Origin of the sequence: Diplocloster hominis (genome assembly GCF_032380655.1) — a bacterium.
In the GTDB taxonomy this organism is placed as follows: Bacteria; Bacillota; Clostridia; order Lachnospirales; family Lachnospiraceae; genus Diplocloster; species Diplocloster hominis.
Genome location: NZ_JAWDIY010000038.1, coordinates 1 through 14,652, shown reverse-complemented (window position 1 = coordinate 14,652; position 14,652 = coordinate 1). Strand labels below are relative to the sequence as shown.

The window sequence follows — 14,652 nt, the reverse complement described above, 5'->3', positions numbered from 1 at the left end:
AAATCCATGAAATTGCTCATAGTCGATGACGAGATGATTATCCGGCAGGGTCTGATGGCTCTGCCCTGGGAAAAGGCTGGTATTACAAAGACGCAGGTGGCGGATAACGGGGTGGACGCATTGAAACTGATCTCCGCTTACCAGCCGGATATAGTCATAACCGATATCCGGATGCCGGGACTGGACGGCCTGCAGCTGTCCAGAGAGATCGCTTCCGGGGAGCGCAGATGCAAACTGATCCTGCTGTCCGGATACGGGACCTTCGAATATGCCAAACAGGCCATCAATACCGGGGTGTTTGATTATCTGCTGAAGCCGTCGAATCCGGATGAAATCCTGGAGACGGTGAGCCGGGCTGTCAAAGAATTAGGGCAGGACTCGGCGAGGGTCCGCAGGGAGAATATGGAGCAGGCAAGGGATGAAGTGTTTTCCGCCGGCGGGGACGGCGGGATCAAATGGATCCTGGACTACATTGAAAAGAATTACATGAACGAGATCACCCTGACGTCCCTGGCCGAATACACCCATTTCTCCACGACTTATCTGAGCAGGCTCATCAAAAAGGAGACCAATTATAATTTTACAAAGATACTGGGGCTCATGCGGATGCTCAAAGCGGCGGAACTGCTGGCCAACACAGACCTGAAGATCTATGCCATCTGCGGAAAGATCGGTATCAATGACCAGCGTTACTTCAGCCAGCTGTTCCGAAAGACCTTCGGGAAAACTCCGATGGAATACCGCAGAAGCTGCGCGGGCAGGTCGGAGGGCAGCCTGATGGAATTTATCCGAAATAACAGCGGGAGGGAAGAATGAAAACGGTTCTGGAACATATCAAACGGTTCTTCGGAAATATGCCGATCCAGACCAAGCTGATTCTGATCATGATTGGCTTGGTTTTCCTTTCTCTGGCTTCCCTGACGGCTTATTTTTACAGGACTTCTTCCGCACTGATTTTGGATAATTCCAGACATTACATCCAGAATACTATGAGCCAGATCGGTAAAAATATTGATTACAACATCGAAGCTGTTGAGAGGGTATTATTTGATATCTCCACCAACCGGGAGATCCAGGAGCAGTTAAAACTGGTGAACCAGGAAAAACTGGATGACTATGAGGCGGTCGAGATAGGAATTGATCTGAAAAATAAGTTAATCAGCCAGATCACTAAGGTGGATGCCATCCGGGCAGCCTTTCTGTACAGGCTGGATGGAACGGTCTATGTGACCAAGGATGATAACTATCCGGACCCGTCCGGTCTGCCGGTGGGGGCCATCTATGACGCCAAGGGCTCAAACGTATGGTTTGACACGGACAATTCCCTTTCCGTGATCCCGGTTGGAAAATTAATCTACAGCATTACGAACCAGAAACCTTTAGGGTATATCGTGCTGTATGTAAATGAGTCATACATTGAGGATGTGTTCCGGAATATTGTATTTACAAAAAATGATCAGATATTTCTGGTAAATGCAGGAGGCACAATTCTGACCGGGAATCCGGGAAACACTCCCTTTAATATGGAATTGCTGGTAGATCCGGAAGGAAACGGACTGGTCAGGCGGGTCAATGCGGCGGATACCCAAAAACAGGTGTGCTCCGTAGCCTTAGACACTGTGGATTGGACACTGGTCAGCATCTCGGAAGATGAAAAATATAATGAACAGCTCAGAAACCTGCAGAAAATCACGGTGGGCCTTTTAATGCTGATCCTGGCCGTCATTACCATATTAAGTATCTGGGTAGCCAGAGGGATATCCCGTCCGGTCAGGGAACTGGCCTTTGCGATGGAACAATTTGCAAAAGGGGATTTTAATATCCATACCACAGAGAAATATAATGACGAGGTGGGACAGCTTCATAAAAGTTTTAATAAAATGGTTATCGATATGAAAAGCCTGGTTCATGATGTGTATGAAGAAAAGAGCCTGAAGCAGCAGGCGCAGATCAAGGCACTGCAAATGCAGATCAACCCTCACTTTCTGTATAACACGCTGGACACCATCCATTGGCTGGCCAATCTGCATCAGGAGAAGGATATCGCCGAGGTCTCCAGAAGCCTGGGCTATCTGATGCGTTTCTCTTTGAGGGAGGAGGAACTGATCAGTTTTGAGGAAGAACTGGATGCGGTGGAGGCCTATGTGCGCATACAGCGGTACCGGTATGGGGAATCATTGAAGATAGAGATCGATGTGGAGGAGGATGTCCTGTATGAACAGGTACCGAGGCATATTATGCTGCCTCTGATCGAAAATGCCATTGAGCATGGTTTGTCCAAAAAACAGGGGGACCGGCAGATCCGGATCACCGGCTGCATGATGAAAAAAGGAATCGAGCTTAAAATCAGTGACAACGGAATCGGAATGAATGAGGAAATGGTCCGTCATATCCTGGAAGATCCTACGGACAAGACGAATGGAAAACATATGTCTATCGGTGTGCAGAATGTGAATAAACGGCTGAAACTGCGTTATGGAGAGAAATATGGCCTGAAGATTGACAGCCGGGAGCAGGAGGGAACCTGTGTTACGATAGAAATCCCCATTGAGGAGGTAGAACATGAAATTTTATAAAGATCAGCCGGGTGTCTGGTGCTTAAACCGGGGCTGGAAATTTAAGGAAACGGACTGCAATGATCTGCCGGCCGGAGTACGGCATGACGATATATACGACTATACAAAGGCGGGCGGCGCCAAGGGCCCCGCGGAGCTGTCCTTTGATGATTCGGACTGGGAACCGGTGAACCTGCCCCATGACTGGGTGACGGGAAAGCCCTTTGAGGAACAGGCGTCCCCTAATCACGGCTATAAGAAGCGGGGGACAGGATGGTACCGTTTAAAATTCCGGTTTCAGGAGGAGGACAGGAATAAGCAGATCCTGTTGGAATTTGAGGGCCTGAGCAGCAAAGCATTTATCTATATAAACGGTACCCTGTGTAAACGGCAGTTCTACGGTTATAACAGTTTTTGCGTTGATATCACGGATATGGTCTGTTTTGCTCCTGCGGTCAACCTGCTGGCTGTCAGGATCGAGGCAGACGCCTGGGAGGGCTGGTGGTATGAAGGGGCCGGAATCTACCGGAATGTCTGGATGGTCAAAAAAAGCCCTGTTCATATCGCGTACCAGGGAGTATATGTAAAACCGGAACAGCAATCGGACGGTACATGGAAGCTGGACGTAGAGACGACGGTCGAAAACAGCTTCGGACGGGATCAGAGGATGCGGCTGGAAGCCGCCCTGTATCTGGACAGGAAAAAGCAGCAGGAGTTTCCTGCGGTGTGCGGATATGTGCCCGGATTTGAGAGTGCCGTTTATAAGCAGAGCATTACGGTGGATCAGGCAAAAATCTGGAGTACCGGGAATCCGGTCCTCTATGAAGTACGGTCTGTCTGCAGGGGAACGGATGGTGAAAAGTCCGAAGAGAGGAAAGAAGGAACAAGATCTGAGAAAGCCTCCGGATCAGATTCAGGTTCCCGGGACTATCTGAACACAAGATTCGGATTCCGCACGATCCGTCTGGATGCAGACACCGGATTCTGGCTCAACGGTGAGAATATAAAGTTAAAGGGGTTTTGCTGCCATCAGGATCACGCGGGGACCGGAGTGGCAGTCCCCTATGCGGTCAAGGAATACCGGGTCAGCCTGCTGAAGAAACTGGGAGCCAACGCGTACCGGTGTGCCCACAATCCGGACCCGGAGATCCTGGATATCTGTGACCGGCTGGGAATGATGGTGATGGAAGAAAACCGGACGTTTTCCTCTGATGAGGACACGCTTGCCCAGGTGAGAGGGATCATCCGCAATGCCAGGAATCATCCAAGTGTGATCCTGTATTCTATTTTCAATGAGGAGCCGCTGCAGGGAACACTCCGGGGAGGACGCATGGCGGCCAGGATGCGCAAGGCGGTCCATGAAATGGACACCACAAGGCCGGTGCTGGGATCATTTAACGGGGGGTATCTGGAGGAGGAAGGCGCTGCCCTGTCTCTGGATGCGGTGGGAATCAACTACAATCCACAGCGCTATGATGAGTTCCACAGCAAGTATCCGGATATTCCTCTGGTAGGTTCTGAGACAGCCAGCGCATTTATGGTCCGCGGCGAGTATGAGGATGACGAAGAACGCCATAAGATTGCAAGCTATGACGAGTCCTGTGCTCCCTGGGGCGCTGTTCACAGGGAAGCATGGCGCTGGGTGATGGACCGGCAGTATGTGGCGGGCGGCTTTATCTGGACCGGATTCGACTACCGGGGTGAGCCCACGCCATTTGAGTGGCCGAGTGTGGGAACCTTCTTCGGGACTTATGATTCCTGCGGGTTTCCAAAGGAGGCCTGTTATTTATATCAGGCGTTCTGGACGGAAGCGCCCATGGTGCATCTGGCGGCGCCGTGGGGAGAGAGAAGTACGCCCGGCGAACCGGTGAAAGTGCTGATTATAACGAACTGCCAGGAAGTGGAAATTACGGTGAATGGACGGATGATTCAGAGGAAGACAGCAGACCGTTTCAAGCCGGAGCTGATCTGTGTTCCTTATGAACCTGGTAAGCTGAAGGCCGTAGGGTACAGGGACAAGGAGCCGGCGGCCCGGCACACGCTGGAGGCGCCCCAGGCGGCCTGTGCGCTTAAGGTCAGCACCAGCCGTGCAGAATTTTGCGGGGATGGCCTGGATGCCGTCGTCGTTAATGTCTGCGCGGTGGATCAGGAAGGGCATGTGATTCCTGACGCAGACCAGACCGTATTCTTTGAAATAAGCGGCGGAGGCGTATTGATCGGCACCGGTAACGGAGATCCCAATTCCCACGAGCCGGATACTGCCCCATGCCGGAAATTATTTCACGGATATGCCCAGGCGGTGATTCGAAACCATGGTTCGGATACCGTCACTGTCCGTGTGAGATCGGAGGGGTTAAAGGAAGCGGAGGTAATCCTGCCGGTGCGGCCGGTAGCGCATATCCCGTACGTGGAAGAGGCGAAAGACACCGTCGTGGAAGGATGGAGGATGTATCACCAGCTTCTTGACCAGAAGCCGGACGCTCTGTTAAACGCCGATGTCAACGATCGGAACAGCTTCGAGCCCATCGAGTTCCACGGCAGGCCCCAGAGCGAATTTACCGGGAAGCTGGATAAATACGGAGTTTATCAAACCCAGCTGTCCTTAACTGGAAATAAGGGAGGCAGATACCTGTACTTTCCGGAAATCAAAGGCCAGGTCTGGGTCAGCCTGAATCAAGAACAGGTGGCAGAGCGGGTCCAACAGACATTAGGACCGCTGAAAGCAGAGATTCCTGCCGCGTTTGGCAAGACAGGAATCTGTACCGTGGTGATTCGCAATCAGAATACGGAAAATGGGGAGGCAGGCATCTGTGCTCCGGTTATTCTGAGTGAAGAAGACGGTCCAAAGCCGGAAGGATAAGGAATCTGAGGCAGAGTTCAGAAGCTTAAAAATCCCTGGTAAAGATATCGCTCTTGTGGAGTAAATCCTCCACCGTGTCAAATCCCAGCCGATGAAGCAATTCCATCACGTATGGGTTTTCAAGGGGAGTGTAATAGGCGGCGTCATCGCCGTAGACCTCCACATGCCTGCGGCCCTCTTCCCGGTTCAGAATCGCTTTGGGACCGCCGACGCAGCCCCCGACACAGCCCATACCTTCGAAGAAATTACCGTCGATCTCTCCATTCTCCAGCTGCTGGATCATGGCCCGGCAGGCCGGCACACCGTCGGCCTGTCTGGTGTGTATCGCGATATTCCGGTGGGGATTCAGCTGTTCCACGGTGGATTTTACCGCTTCACTGACTCCGCCGGTATGGGCATAGATCCTGCCTGCCCGGGAAGAGTGATCCTTTTCGCTCTCCGGCAGAAGGGCAGGATCGATGTCGGCCGCCTCAAAAACATCCCGTATCTCCTGGAACGTAAGAACATAATCAACGGCTCCGGCCAGATCCGGTTCCCGGGCCTCGCTTTTCTTCGCGATACAGGGGCCGATAAACACGGTAACCGCTTCCGGATGCAGCTTTTTAATCACGCGGCCGCAGGCGATCATGGGCGAAACCGCACCGGGTACATGGGGCATCAGATCCCGGTAAATCTTCCGGATCATGGCGATCCATACCGGACAGCAGCAGCTGGTCAGCTGATAATCCCCGTCATGCAGAATGTTCTTGTCAAATTCCAGCGCTTCTTTTAAGGTCAGGATATCCGCAAAAAGAGCCACTTCCACCATGCCGTCAAAGCCCAGGGCCTTGAAGGCATTGCGCAGCTTTCCGGGTGTCACATCTTCGCTGAACTGGCCCAGAAAAGCCGGCGCCACTAAAGCGTAGGCCAGTTTCTCCTTATCCCGTACCGCTTTTAAAGCGGGCAGGATATCTCTGCTGGCGGTGAGCTTGTCCGAATGGCAGGCCTCGATACAGGCGCCGCAGCCGGTACACAGATCCGGATCGATGATAAGCTTCCCATCCGGACCAGGAACGATCGCGTCAAATACACAGCTCTTCTCACAGGCCTGGTCATATTCACACTTCTCACAGGACTCGGTACGCAAAACCGGCGGATATTTTTCCGGGTACAGCAGGCAGTCCAGATGGCCGGCTTCGTGCTCCGGCAGCGGCTTTTTGTCCGGCTTCAAAGTTCGTTTCAACACTTCCCGATACAGTTCTTCAAAAGTCATTGTTTTATTTTCCTTTTCTTAGTTTTCTGTCTCTATTATGAAACACCTTTCCCATACTTTGTATTGCTGAATCCAATGATTGGATTCAGAATCTGATTATTTCCGATGCGGTGGATCTGGTTTGTACGGAAGCTCATAGATCGCAGGCGGTTGATAATTGGCTGTCAGGGTTTTTGTTTTTATCTCTTTTCATAATTTCTTAATATACTGATATTTTGTATCAATATTCGATGTGATATACGTGTTTAATGAGTCTTAATAAATAATCCTGTTATAAATCTAATTGCGGGCATTCCCATATATCATAGTTATATAAAAAATAGTAGCGCTCGAAAAAGCCTCGCTGACTATTTTTCATGCATCGCACGTAAGCGGCTAAAAATCAGCCGCTAAGTGCTCATAGCTATAAAAAGTGAAGCCCTTCGATATAATAATTATGGGGAACAAAAAGAGGGGGAAGGGGAACGATTTTGCCACAGGCAGAGAGTTTTGTAAACATCTTTTCTATTGAAAAAATAAATAAATGCAAATAAATATTTCGCAAATGAATTAGAATGATAAAATCGGATATAATATAGTCAAATAAACGAAAAATAATATTGCGTGAAATGAAATAAGTGGTATAATGGATATGAAAAGATGGATTATAGATAATGGCTTAAGAAGAGGATTAAATAATATGAAAATAGTTAGTGTAAGAATTGAGGGATTCCGAAATATTGAAAATACAGAGATCACATTTGGAGATATTACTTCTTTAATTTCTGTTAATAGCTATGGGAAATCTAATTTGATGAAGGCGATTGAATTTGCTATTGATTTTATTCGGGCAGATAAAGTAGATAAAAACACCATGATGTCTTGGAATCATGGTATTCCTTTGAATAAATATATTGATTCTAAAAATTTTGTGGCAGATTTTGTATTTACGACGATTCATAATGGAAAAGTATATTTTGTGAACTATGGATTTGAGTTTGTTTGGATTAAAAACAATGGCAGTGGCAAAGAAATTGTGAAAGAATGGCTGGCTTTGAAAGAGGACGAAAAGGCTCAAAAGTATAATAAACTGATTTGCAGAGATGAAAAAAATTTATATAAGACTTCAGTTACCGGCAGATGTAATAATATATTAAAAGTAGAAAAAGATGAATTGATGGTGAATAAGCTAATGCTGATCGATTCACTTTATTATACAGATGTGATTGTTGAATTAAACAAAATCAATGTATATATTGAGAGGCATTTGGATGCGTCTGGATGGTATTGTAAAAATCCTCTTATTCATACGAATTTCGATGAATTTGATCTCAATGAAATTGAGAATATTCCCAGAGCAATTTTCTATATTAAAAAGAAGTTTAGAGCGAAATATGACATTTTAGTAAATGCTTTTTTTCAACTTTTTCCCAACATCAGTATGATTGATGTGAGAGAAATTGATTTAGGAGAAACCTATTCATCAAAATTCTCCAATGAAGTGCCGTATATGGTTTCAAACAAAGTATATGCCATGTATGTGCAGGATGATAATATGAATCAACCATTAGACTTTGAAAGTCTGTCTGACGGTGCAAAAAGAATATTCCTGATGCTGACTTATATTGTGCTGGCGGATATATCTGATATTACGCTTATTGCATTTGAAGAACCGGAAAATTCAGTACACCCAAATTTGCTTCAGGGATATCTGAGTGTGCTGTCTCAATTGTCAAGAGATTGTAAAATCATGATAGCCAGTCATTCTCCATATTTGATGCAGTATGTTAACACAGAGGATATTTATATTGGAAAGCCAAATAATCAGGGGATTGCTGATTTCTCAAAAATTGACGATCGTAAGATCAAACAGCTGCTGAAGGATGCTTCAGATTGCAGCGAATCAGTTGGCAGCTACATTTTTGATCTTTTGTCTGGTGGAAAAGATGACATTGATATTTTATTAGAATATTTGGAGAAATAGTATGACAGATAAAGTAGTTGTTATTTTTGTTGAGGGAGATACGGAAGAAGAATTTTATAAAGTATTGTTGGCTTCTTTGCGGCAGAAATGTGGTGGCAGGTTTCTTTGCAATATCGTCCTAAAGAATGTAAAGGGAGTTGGCAATTATAAAAGTAAAGTTTCACGTATCTTCGAAAAAAGAATAAAGAAAGACTACCCTGACTGCTTATACGATATTATTTTATGTTATGATACAGATGTATTTGAATTTGCAAAGAAACCGCCAATCGATTGGCCTGAGGTTATCAGGGAATTGAAATATAAAGGGGCTTATCGGGTCAGCAGGGTACAGGCCCGCAAATCTATTGAGGATTGGTTCTTATACGATTATGAGGGCCTGCGTACATATCTAAAATTGTCCAAGAAGATCAATATGACCGCCTATACAGGGACAAAAGGGCTGGAATACCTGTTTCATAAAGCAAACAGAACCTATATTAAGGGAACTCGGTGTGATGGATTGGTAAAGGCATTGGATATTGAGGTGATTTTACCGCATATTTGCAACGAGATACATGCTATCTGTGAGGCAGTGGGATTGAATTGTCTCAGCGAGAAAATATGCAAACAGAATCATTTACCGCCCCTCCTTCACCCCGGAATAAGGCTTCCGCAAATGTAACGCCCCAAAAGCCAGCAGTAAGATAACATAAAGCACACAGATAATCCCGGCTGAAATACCCATGACAATCAGATCCAGCGGAATCGAAAGTTTTTTTAATACGGAATAACTCAATAGACCGCCTCCTATGGCGATAAGAATCGAAATCACCGGTTTCACCACCCAGTCGTGCAAAGGAAAATCCATGGCCGCCTCCCGGTTCAGCACGAACATTCCCATAAATGTCAGCACAAGTTCACTTACCAGAACACCCCACAGGTAGCCCTTGATCCCATAGCGGGGGACACAGAAGAACACAAAAGCAATCCTTACCCCAAGCCCGAACATGTTAAAAAGGAAAGTCGTAGTGGTTTTACCCAATCCGTTCATGATACTGAACAAGGTGGTAGTCAGATAGAGAAACGGGCAGATCCAGGCCAGAGTAACGATAAAACTGCCGGCCATTTCATTATTGAAGATAAACAGCCCCATCTCATCCCCGAAGGCCAGAAATACACCGGTACACATAATGCCGAGAATCAGGCAGTACTTGATCGTATTTTCGATGGTCCTCCCGATCATGCGGCGGTCATTTCTGGCCTGAGCCTCAGCCACCGCCGGCAGCAGCATCACGGACACGGAGTTGGTGATCGCGGAGGGAAATAAAATCAGCGGCATGGACATACCGGTCAGCACACCGTATACACTGAGCGCCCCGGTGTTATCCATTCCGAACAGTCGAAGCTGGCCCGGTATGAGGATCGCTTCCGCGCTCTGCAGCAGGTTGATCAGTACCCGGTTAGCCGTCAGGGGCAGCGAGAGGGTGAAAATATTGCGAAGCTGGGAGAAGGGAGTGGCCGTCCTGGAGGACTGAACCGGATTGCGGTGAAAGTGGTACCCCAGTGCGGTCAGGGAGTACAGGGTGGAGACCAGTTCCCCCACCGCCAGCCCGATCACTGCGATGGAAGCGGTTACGGCAAATCCTTTCTCCAGACAGATCAGATACAGCAGGTAGACGCTGGCCACCCGCACCACCTGTTCGATGAGCTGAGTCATGGCGGGAACAGAGGTTTTCTGCAGCCCGTAATAATAACCGTTGATACATGCGTGGATGGAACCAAACGGGATGGAAATCGCTGTGATCTGCAGCAGAACCGAACATCTGGGCTCGCCCAGCATATGTACGGACAGCCACGGCGCGTATTGGAACAATAGGTAACTGGCCAGGAAGGACAGAACAGTGGAAAGGCCCAGGCCTACATACAGGGTATCCTTGGCGCTGCGGTCGTCACCGGTGGAGACTTTTGCAGCCACGAAGCGGGAGATGGCAGTCTGGATACCGGCCACAGTCAGGGAGAAACAGATGGAGTGAATGGGGAAAATCAGTTGGTAAATTCCCATCCCTTCCGCACCGATCGTATGTGATAAGAATATTCTATAGAAGAACCCAATGATTCTGGTGACCAGCCCGGTAATGGTCAAAATCAGGGTTCCGCGGATCAGCATGTGCTTTTTCATAGGAATCTCCAAATTTATAATCTATGTAAATATATTCTTTTAGACGTCTTGACAGAACATGGAAAGGGTGATATTCTTAGAACGAAATCCGAGTAAATTACTGGGAATTGAGGTGAAGCCTATGAAAATGTCCACAAAAGGACGATACGGATTAAGGGCTATGATAGACCTCGCAGTCCACAGCGAAGAGGAAGCGGTATCGATTGCAAGTATCGCCGCCAGGCAGGATATATCGGAGAGCTATCTGGAACAGCTGATTGCGAAGCTTAAGAAAGCGGGTATCGTCACCAGCATCCGGGGAGCGTCCGGAGGATATATGCTGTCCAAACCTTCCGAAGAGATCTCCGTGGGAGATATCTTAAGGGCACTGGAGGGAAGTTTAGACCCGGTGGAGTGCCCGGGGATCAGCGACGAAGGCGGCTGCAGTGGAGCGGGAGCCTGTGTAACCAAGTATGTCTGGCAGAGGATTAACGACAGCGTCAACAAGACGGTGGATGAGATCTATTTAAGCCAGTTAATAGAAGAAAGTAAGACAAAGCAATGTGACAGCCATCTGAAGGATTATCACAAAGGCTGCAAAAATTAAGGAGAGAAAGGGCCATGAAAAAATTAATTTATTTAGATAATGCTGCGACAACAAAGACTGCACCGGAAGTTATGGAAGCCATGATTCCCTATTTTACAGAGTACTACGGGAATCCATCCAGCGTGTATGAATTTGCCGGAATCAGTAAGAAAGCACTGGACACAAGCCGGGAAACCATCGCGAAAGCCCTGCATGCCAATGATAATGAGATCTACTTTACCGCCGGCGGCAGCGAGGCCGATAACTGGGCGTTAAAAGCCACCGCCGAGGCGTATGCGAATAAAGGAAAACATATTATCACGACGAAGATCGAGCACCATGCGATCCTGCATACCGGGGAATACCTGGAAAAGCAGGGATACGAGGTAACCTACCTGGATGTGGACGAATTCGGAGTCGTAAAACTGGATCAGTTAAAGAAAGCCATCCGTCCGGATACCATACTAATTTCCGTGATGTTTGCCAATAATGAGATCGGAACCATACAGCCCATCAAAGAAATCGGTGAGATCGCCCGTGAGCACGGAATTCTATTCCACACGGATGCGGTTCAGGCCTTCGGCCAGGTGCCCATCGATGTGGATGAATACCAGATCGATATGTTAAGCGCCAGCGGCCATAAATTAAACGGACCGAAAGGAATCGGCTTCCTGTACATTCGCAAAGGTGTAAAAATTCGTTCCTTTGTCCACGGAGGAGCCCAGGAGCGTAAGCGTAGGGCCGGCACAGAGAATGTCCCCGGCATCGTGGGCCTCGGAAAAGCGGTGGAGCTGGCGGTTCGTACGATGGAAAACCGAACGGCGCAGGAGAAGGAACTTCGGGACTACCTGATTGACCGCGTGTTAAAGGAAGTGCCCTACACGAGACTGAACGGACACCGGACCAGCCGCCTTCCCAACAATGCCAACTTCAGTTTCCAGTTCGTAGAAGGGGAATCCCTGCTGATCATGCTGGATATGGACGGCATCTGCGGCTCCAGCGGTTCGGCCTGTACCTCAGGCTCTCTGGACCCTTCCCATGTACTGCTGGCCATCGGACTGCCTCATGAGATCGCTCACGGCTCCCTGCGTCTCACCTTAAGCGCTGAGACAACGAAAGATGACATCGATTTTGTTGTGGAATCCATTAAAAAGATTGTCACAAAGCTCAGAAGCATGTCGCCTCTGTATGAGGATTTTATCAGGCAGAATTAAAAGCCACGTCTGACTGAAAGAGAATTACAGATTAATTTTGAAGAAGCCGGTAAAAATAAACGCCAGCTGCATCAGGCGGCAGGCCGGGAAAACAAAGATCAGTAGGAGGAATAAACTATGTACTCAGAAAAAGTGATGGATCACTTCCAAAATCCCAGAAATGTAGGGGAAATAGAAAATGCCAGCGGTGTCGGCACTGTAGGAAACGCCAAGTGCGGAGATATTATGAGGATGTACCTGGATATCGATGACAACGGAATCATTCAGGATTGTAAATTCAAAACCTTTGGCTGCGGGGCAGCCGTAGCCACCAGCAGTATGGCTACAGAACTCGTCAAAGGCAAGACTGTCCAGGAAGCCCTGGAAATAACCAATAAAGCAGTTATGGAAGCACTGGACGGACTGCCTCCGGTAAAAGTCCACTGTTCTCTTCTGGCGGAGGAAGCCATCCATGCCGCACTGTGGGATTATGCACAAAAGCACGATATCAAAATAGAGGGGCTGGAGAAGCCCAAATCCGATATCAGTGAGGAAGAAGACGAAGAAGACTACTAAAGCCGGAGGAACCTCCATGGATAGAAAAAAAGTAGTGGTGGGCATGTCCGGAGGTGTGGATTCCTCGGTGGCCGCCTACTTATTAAAAGAGCAGGGATACGAAGTGATCGGTGTCACCATGCAGATCTGGCAGGAAGAGGACAGGGACATACAGGAGGAAAACGGAGGCTGCTGCGGTCTTAGCGCTGTGGACGATGCCAGAAGAGTGGCCCAAAGCCTCGGCATCCCCTACTATGTCATGAACTTCCGATCCGAATTTCAGAAGCATGTCATCGATTATTTTGCAGAAGAATATACGCGGGGCCGGACACCGAATCCCTGCATCGCCTGCAACCGCTATGTCAAATGGGAGTCCCTGTTAAAACGGAGCTTGGACATCGGTGCGGACTATATTGCCACCGGGCATTACGCCCGTATCACCCGGCTGCCAAACGGCCGATATGCGATCTGCCGTTCAGCCACCGCAGCCAAAGACCAGACCTACGCGCTCTATAACCTGACCCAGCAGCAGCTTGCCCACACGCTGATGCCGGTAGGCGAATACACGAAGGAAGAAATCCGCGATATCGCTCAGAAGATCGGACTGAGGGTAGCGGCCAAACCGGACAGCCAGGAGATCTGCTTCGTACCGGACCAGGACTATGCCGGTTTCATCGAAGAATACACCGGTACCAAATTCCCCCCGGGCAACTTTGTAACCAAGGACGGAGAGATCATAGGCCGCCACGCCGGCATCATCCATTACACCGTGGGCCAGCGGAAAGGCCTGGGCATCGCCATGGGCCATCCCGTCTTTGTGACCGAGATCCGCCCGGAAACCAATGAAGTCGTAATCGGAGAAAGCGGGGACGTCTTTAGTGCCACACTAACTGCAGACCACCTGAACTTCATGTCGGTCCCCGGCATGGAGAACGGGGAAGAACTGGAAGTAACCGGAAAGATCCGTTACAGCCACAAAGGCGCGCCCTGCCGCATCAAAAAAACGGATGACGACCGCATCCGGTGTACCTTTGCGGACCCGCAGAGAGCCATAACTCCCGGACAAGCCGTAGTTTTCTACGACGGAGACTGTGTACTGGGAGGCGGAACGATCCTGCAAAGAGGTTCCCAAGACTGACCGCCCGGCATATACGAAGCGCAGACCCACTCTGCGACCAACAATAATCCTGGTTTTGTATAATGGATTTGAAAAATGGAAAAGAAGGTGCTGAACAAAACATTCTGTCCTATGCAGGACGGAATACTTATTCGGCCACCTTCTTTTTAATATGGGGTGAGACTGGAATCGTAACAGAAAAGCGTTAATATAAAATCGTTATGATTCACGGCCAACTTTGGGAAATGGGGATTTTGATACTGGGGTCCGGACTGAAGGGAAGCGGCGTGTCTTGGGGAGCCGGGCAGCAAATCCCGCGGGGCCAAATCACTTCGGCCGGACCTAAGAACGGCTAACTCCGAAGACGGGAGAACCTCTTATTGGCAGGGCCCGGAACAAACTCGCCACAGGACGGCTCGGACAGTGTTCCGGGC

Annotated in this window: 11 protein-coding genes; 9 read left to right on the top strand and 2 right to left on the bottom strand. The window is 48.7% G+C overall.

What is annotated here, in order from left to right; translation table 11 throughout:
* Window positions 1–6 precede the first annotated feature (6 nt).
* Genes ABC831_RS22530 through ABC831_RS22520 form a run of 3 tightly spaced genes read left to right on the top strand, consistent with a single transcriptional unit; the run spans window position 7 to window position 5,415 of the window.
* Window positions 7–816, top strand: coding sequence for a response regulator transcription factor (locus ABC831_RS22530; protein ID WP_343250324.1), 810 nt, complete (start codon window positions 7–9; stop codon window positions 814–816).
* Window positions 813–2,576: a cache domain-containing sensor histidine kinase gene (locus tag ABC831_RS22525; protein ID WP_343250323.1), complete on the top strand. Its 1,764-nt coding sequence runs from the start codon at window positions 813–815 to the stop codon at window positions 2,574–2,576. Before ABC831_RS22530 ends, ABC831_RS22525 begins: the two co-directional genes overlap by 4 nt.
* A complete protein-coding gene (locus ABC831_RS22520; RefSeq protein ID WP_343250322.1) occupies window positions 2,563–5,415 on the top strand; it encodes a glycoside hydrolase family 2 TIM barrel-domain containing protein in 2,853 nt (950 codons plus the stop codon). The genes ABC831_RS22525 and ABC831_RS22520 overlap by 14 nt, the downstream gene beginning before the upstream one ends.
* 25 nt (window positions 5,416–5,440) lie before the next feature.
* Here ABC831_RS22520 and ABC831_RS22515 read toward each other — a convergent pair whose 3' ends face one another.
* The gene (locus ABC831_RS22515; protein ID WP_343250321.1) at window positions 5,441–6,667 is read right to left on the bottom strand and encodes a [Fe-Fe] hydrogenase large subunit C-terminal domain-containing protein; all 1,227 of its coding nucleotides are present in this window, start codon (window positions 6,665–6,667) and stop codon (window positions 5,441–5,443) included.
* Between the two features lie 631 nt (window positions 6,668–7,298).
* Between ABC831_RS22515 and ABC831_RS22510 the strand changes: the two genes are divergently transcribed.
* Window positions 7,299–8,630, top strand: coding sequence for an AAA family ATPase (locus tag ABC831_RS22510; protein ID WP_343250320.1), 1,332 nt, complete (start codon window positions 7,299–7,301; stop codon window positions 8,628–8,630).
* Window position 8,631: 1 nt separating this feature from the next.
* Complete coding sequence (locus tag ABC831_RS22505) at window positions 8,632–9,291, top strand: hypothetical protein (protein WP_343250319.1); 660 nt, start codon at window positions 8,632–8,634, stop codon at window positions 9,289–9,291.
* Here ABC831_RS22505 and ABC831_RS22500 read toward each other — a convergent pair.
* Window positions 9,247–10,788 carry a putative polysaccharide biosynthesis protein gene (locus ABC831_RS22500; protein WP_343250318.1) on the bottom strand — a complete coding sequence of 514 codons (1,542 nt, stop codon included), beginning with the start codon at window positions 10,786–10,788 and terminating at the stop codon, window positions 9,247–9,249. The genes ABC831_RS22505 and ABC831_RS22500 overlap by 45 nt on opposite strands.
* A gap of 121 nt (window positions 10,789–10,909) precedes the next feature.
* Here ABC831_RS22500 and ABC831_RS22495 point away from each other — a divergent pair, with 121 nt between their 5' ends.
* From ABC831_RS22495 to mnmA, 4 genes are all read left to right on the top strand, one after another.
* Entirely contained in the window at window positions 10,910–11,374 is a 465-nt protein-coding gene (locus ABC831_RS22495; protein WP_343250317.1) for an RrF2 family transcriptional regulator, read from the top strand.
* Window positions 11,375–11,388: 14 nt separating this feature from the next.
* On the top strand, window positions 11,389–12,567 hold the full coding sequence (gene nifS, locus ABC831_RS22490; RefSeq protein WP_343250316.1) for a cysteine desulfurase NifS: 1,179 nt from the start codon (window positions 11,389–11,391) through the stop codon (window positions 12,565–12,567).
* 117 nt (window positions 12,568–12,684) lie between these two features.
* The gene (nifU, locus tag ABC831_RS22485; protein WP_343250315.1) at window positions 12,685–13,122 is read left to right on the top strand and encodes a Fe-S cluster assembly scaffold protein NifU; all 438 of its coding nucleotides are present in this window, start codon (window positions 12,685–12,687) and stop codon (window positions 13,120–13,122) included.
* 16 nt (window positions 13,123–13,138) lie between these two features.
* Window positions 13,139–14,239, top strand: a complete 1,101-nt coding sequence (gene mnmA, locus ABC831_RS22480) for a tRNA 2-thiouridine(34) synthase MnmA (RefSeq protein ID WP_343250314.1) — start codon at window positions 13,139–13,141, stop codon at window positions 14,237–14,239.
* Window positions 14,240–14,652: the final 413 nt, after the last annotated feature.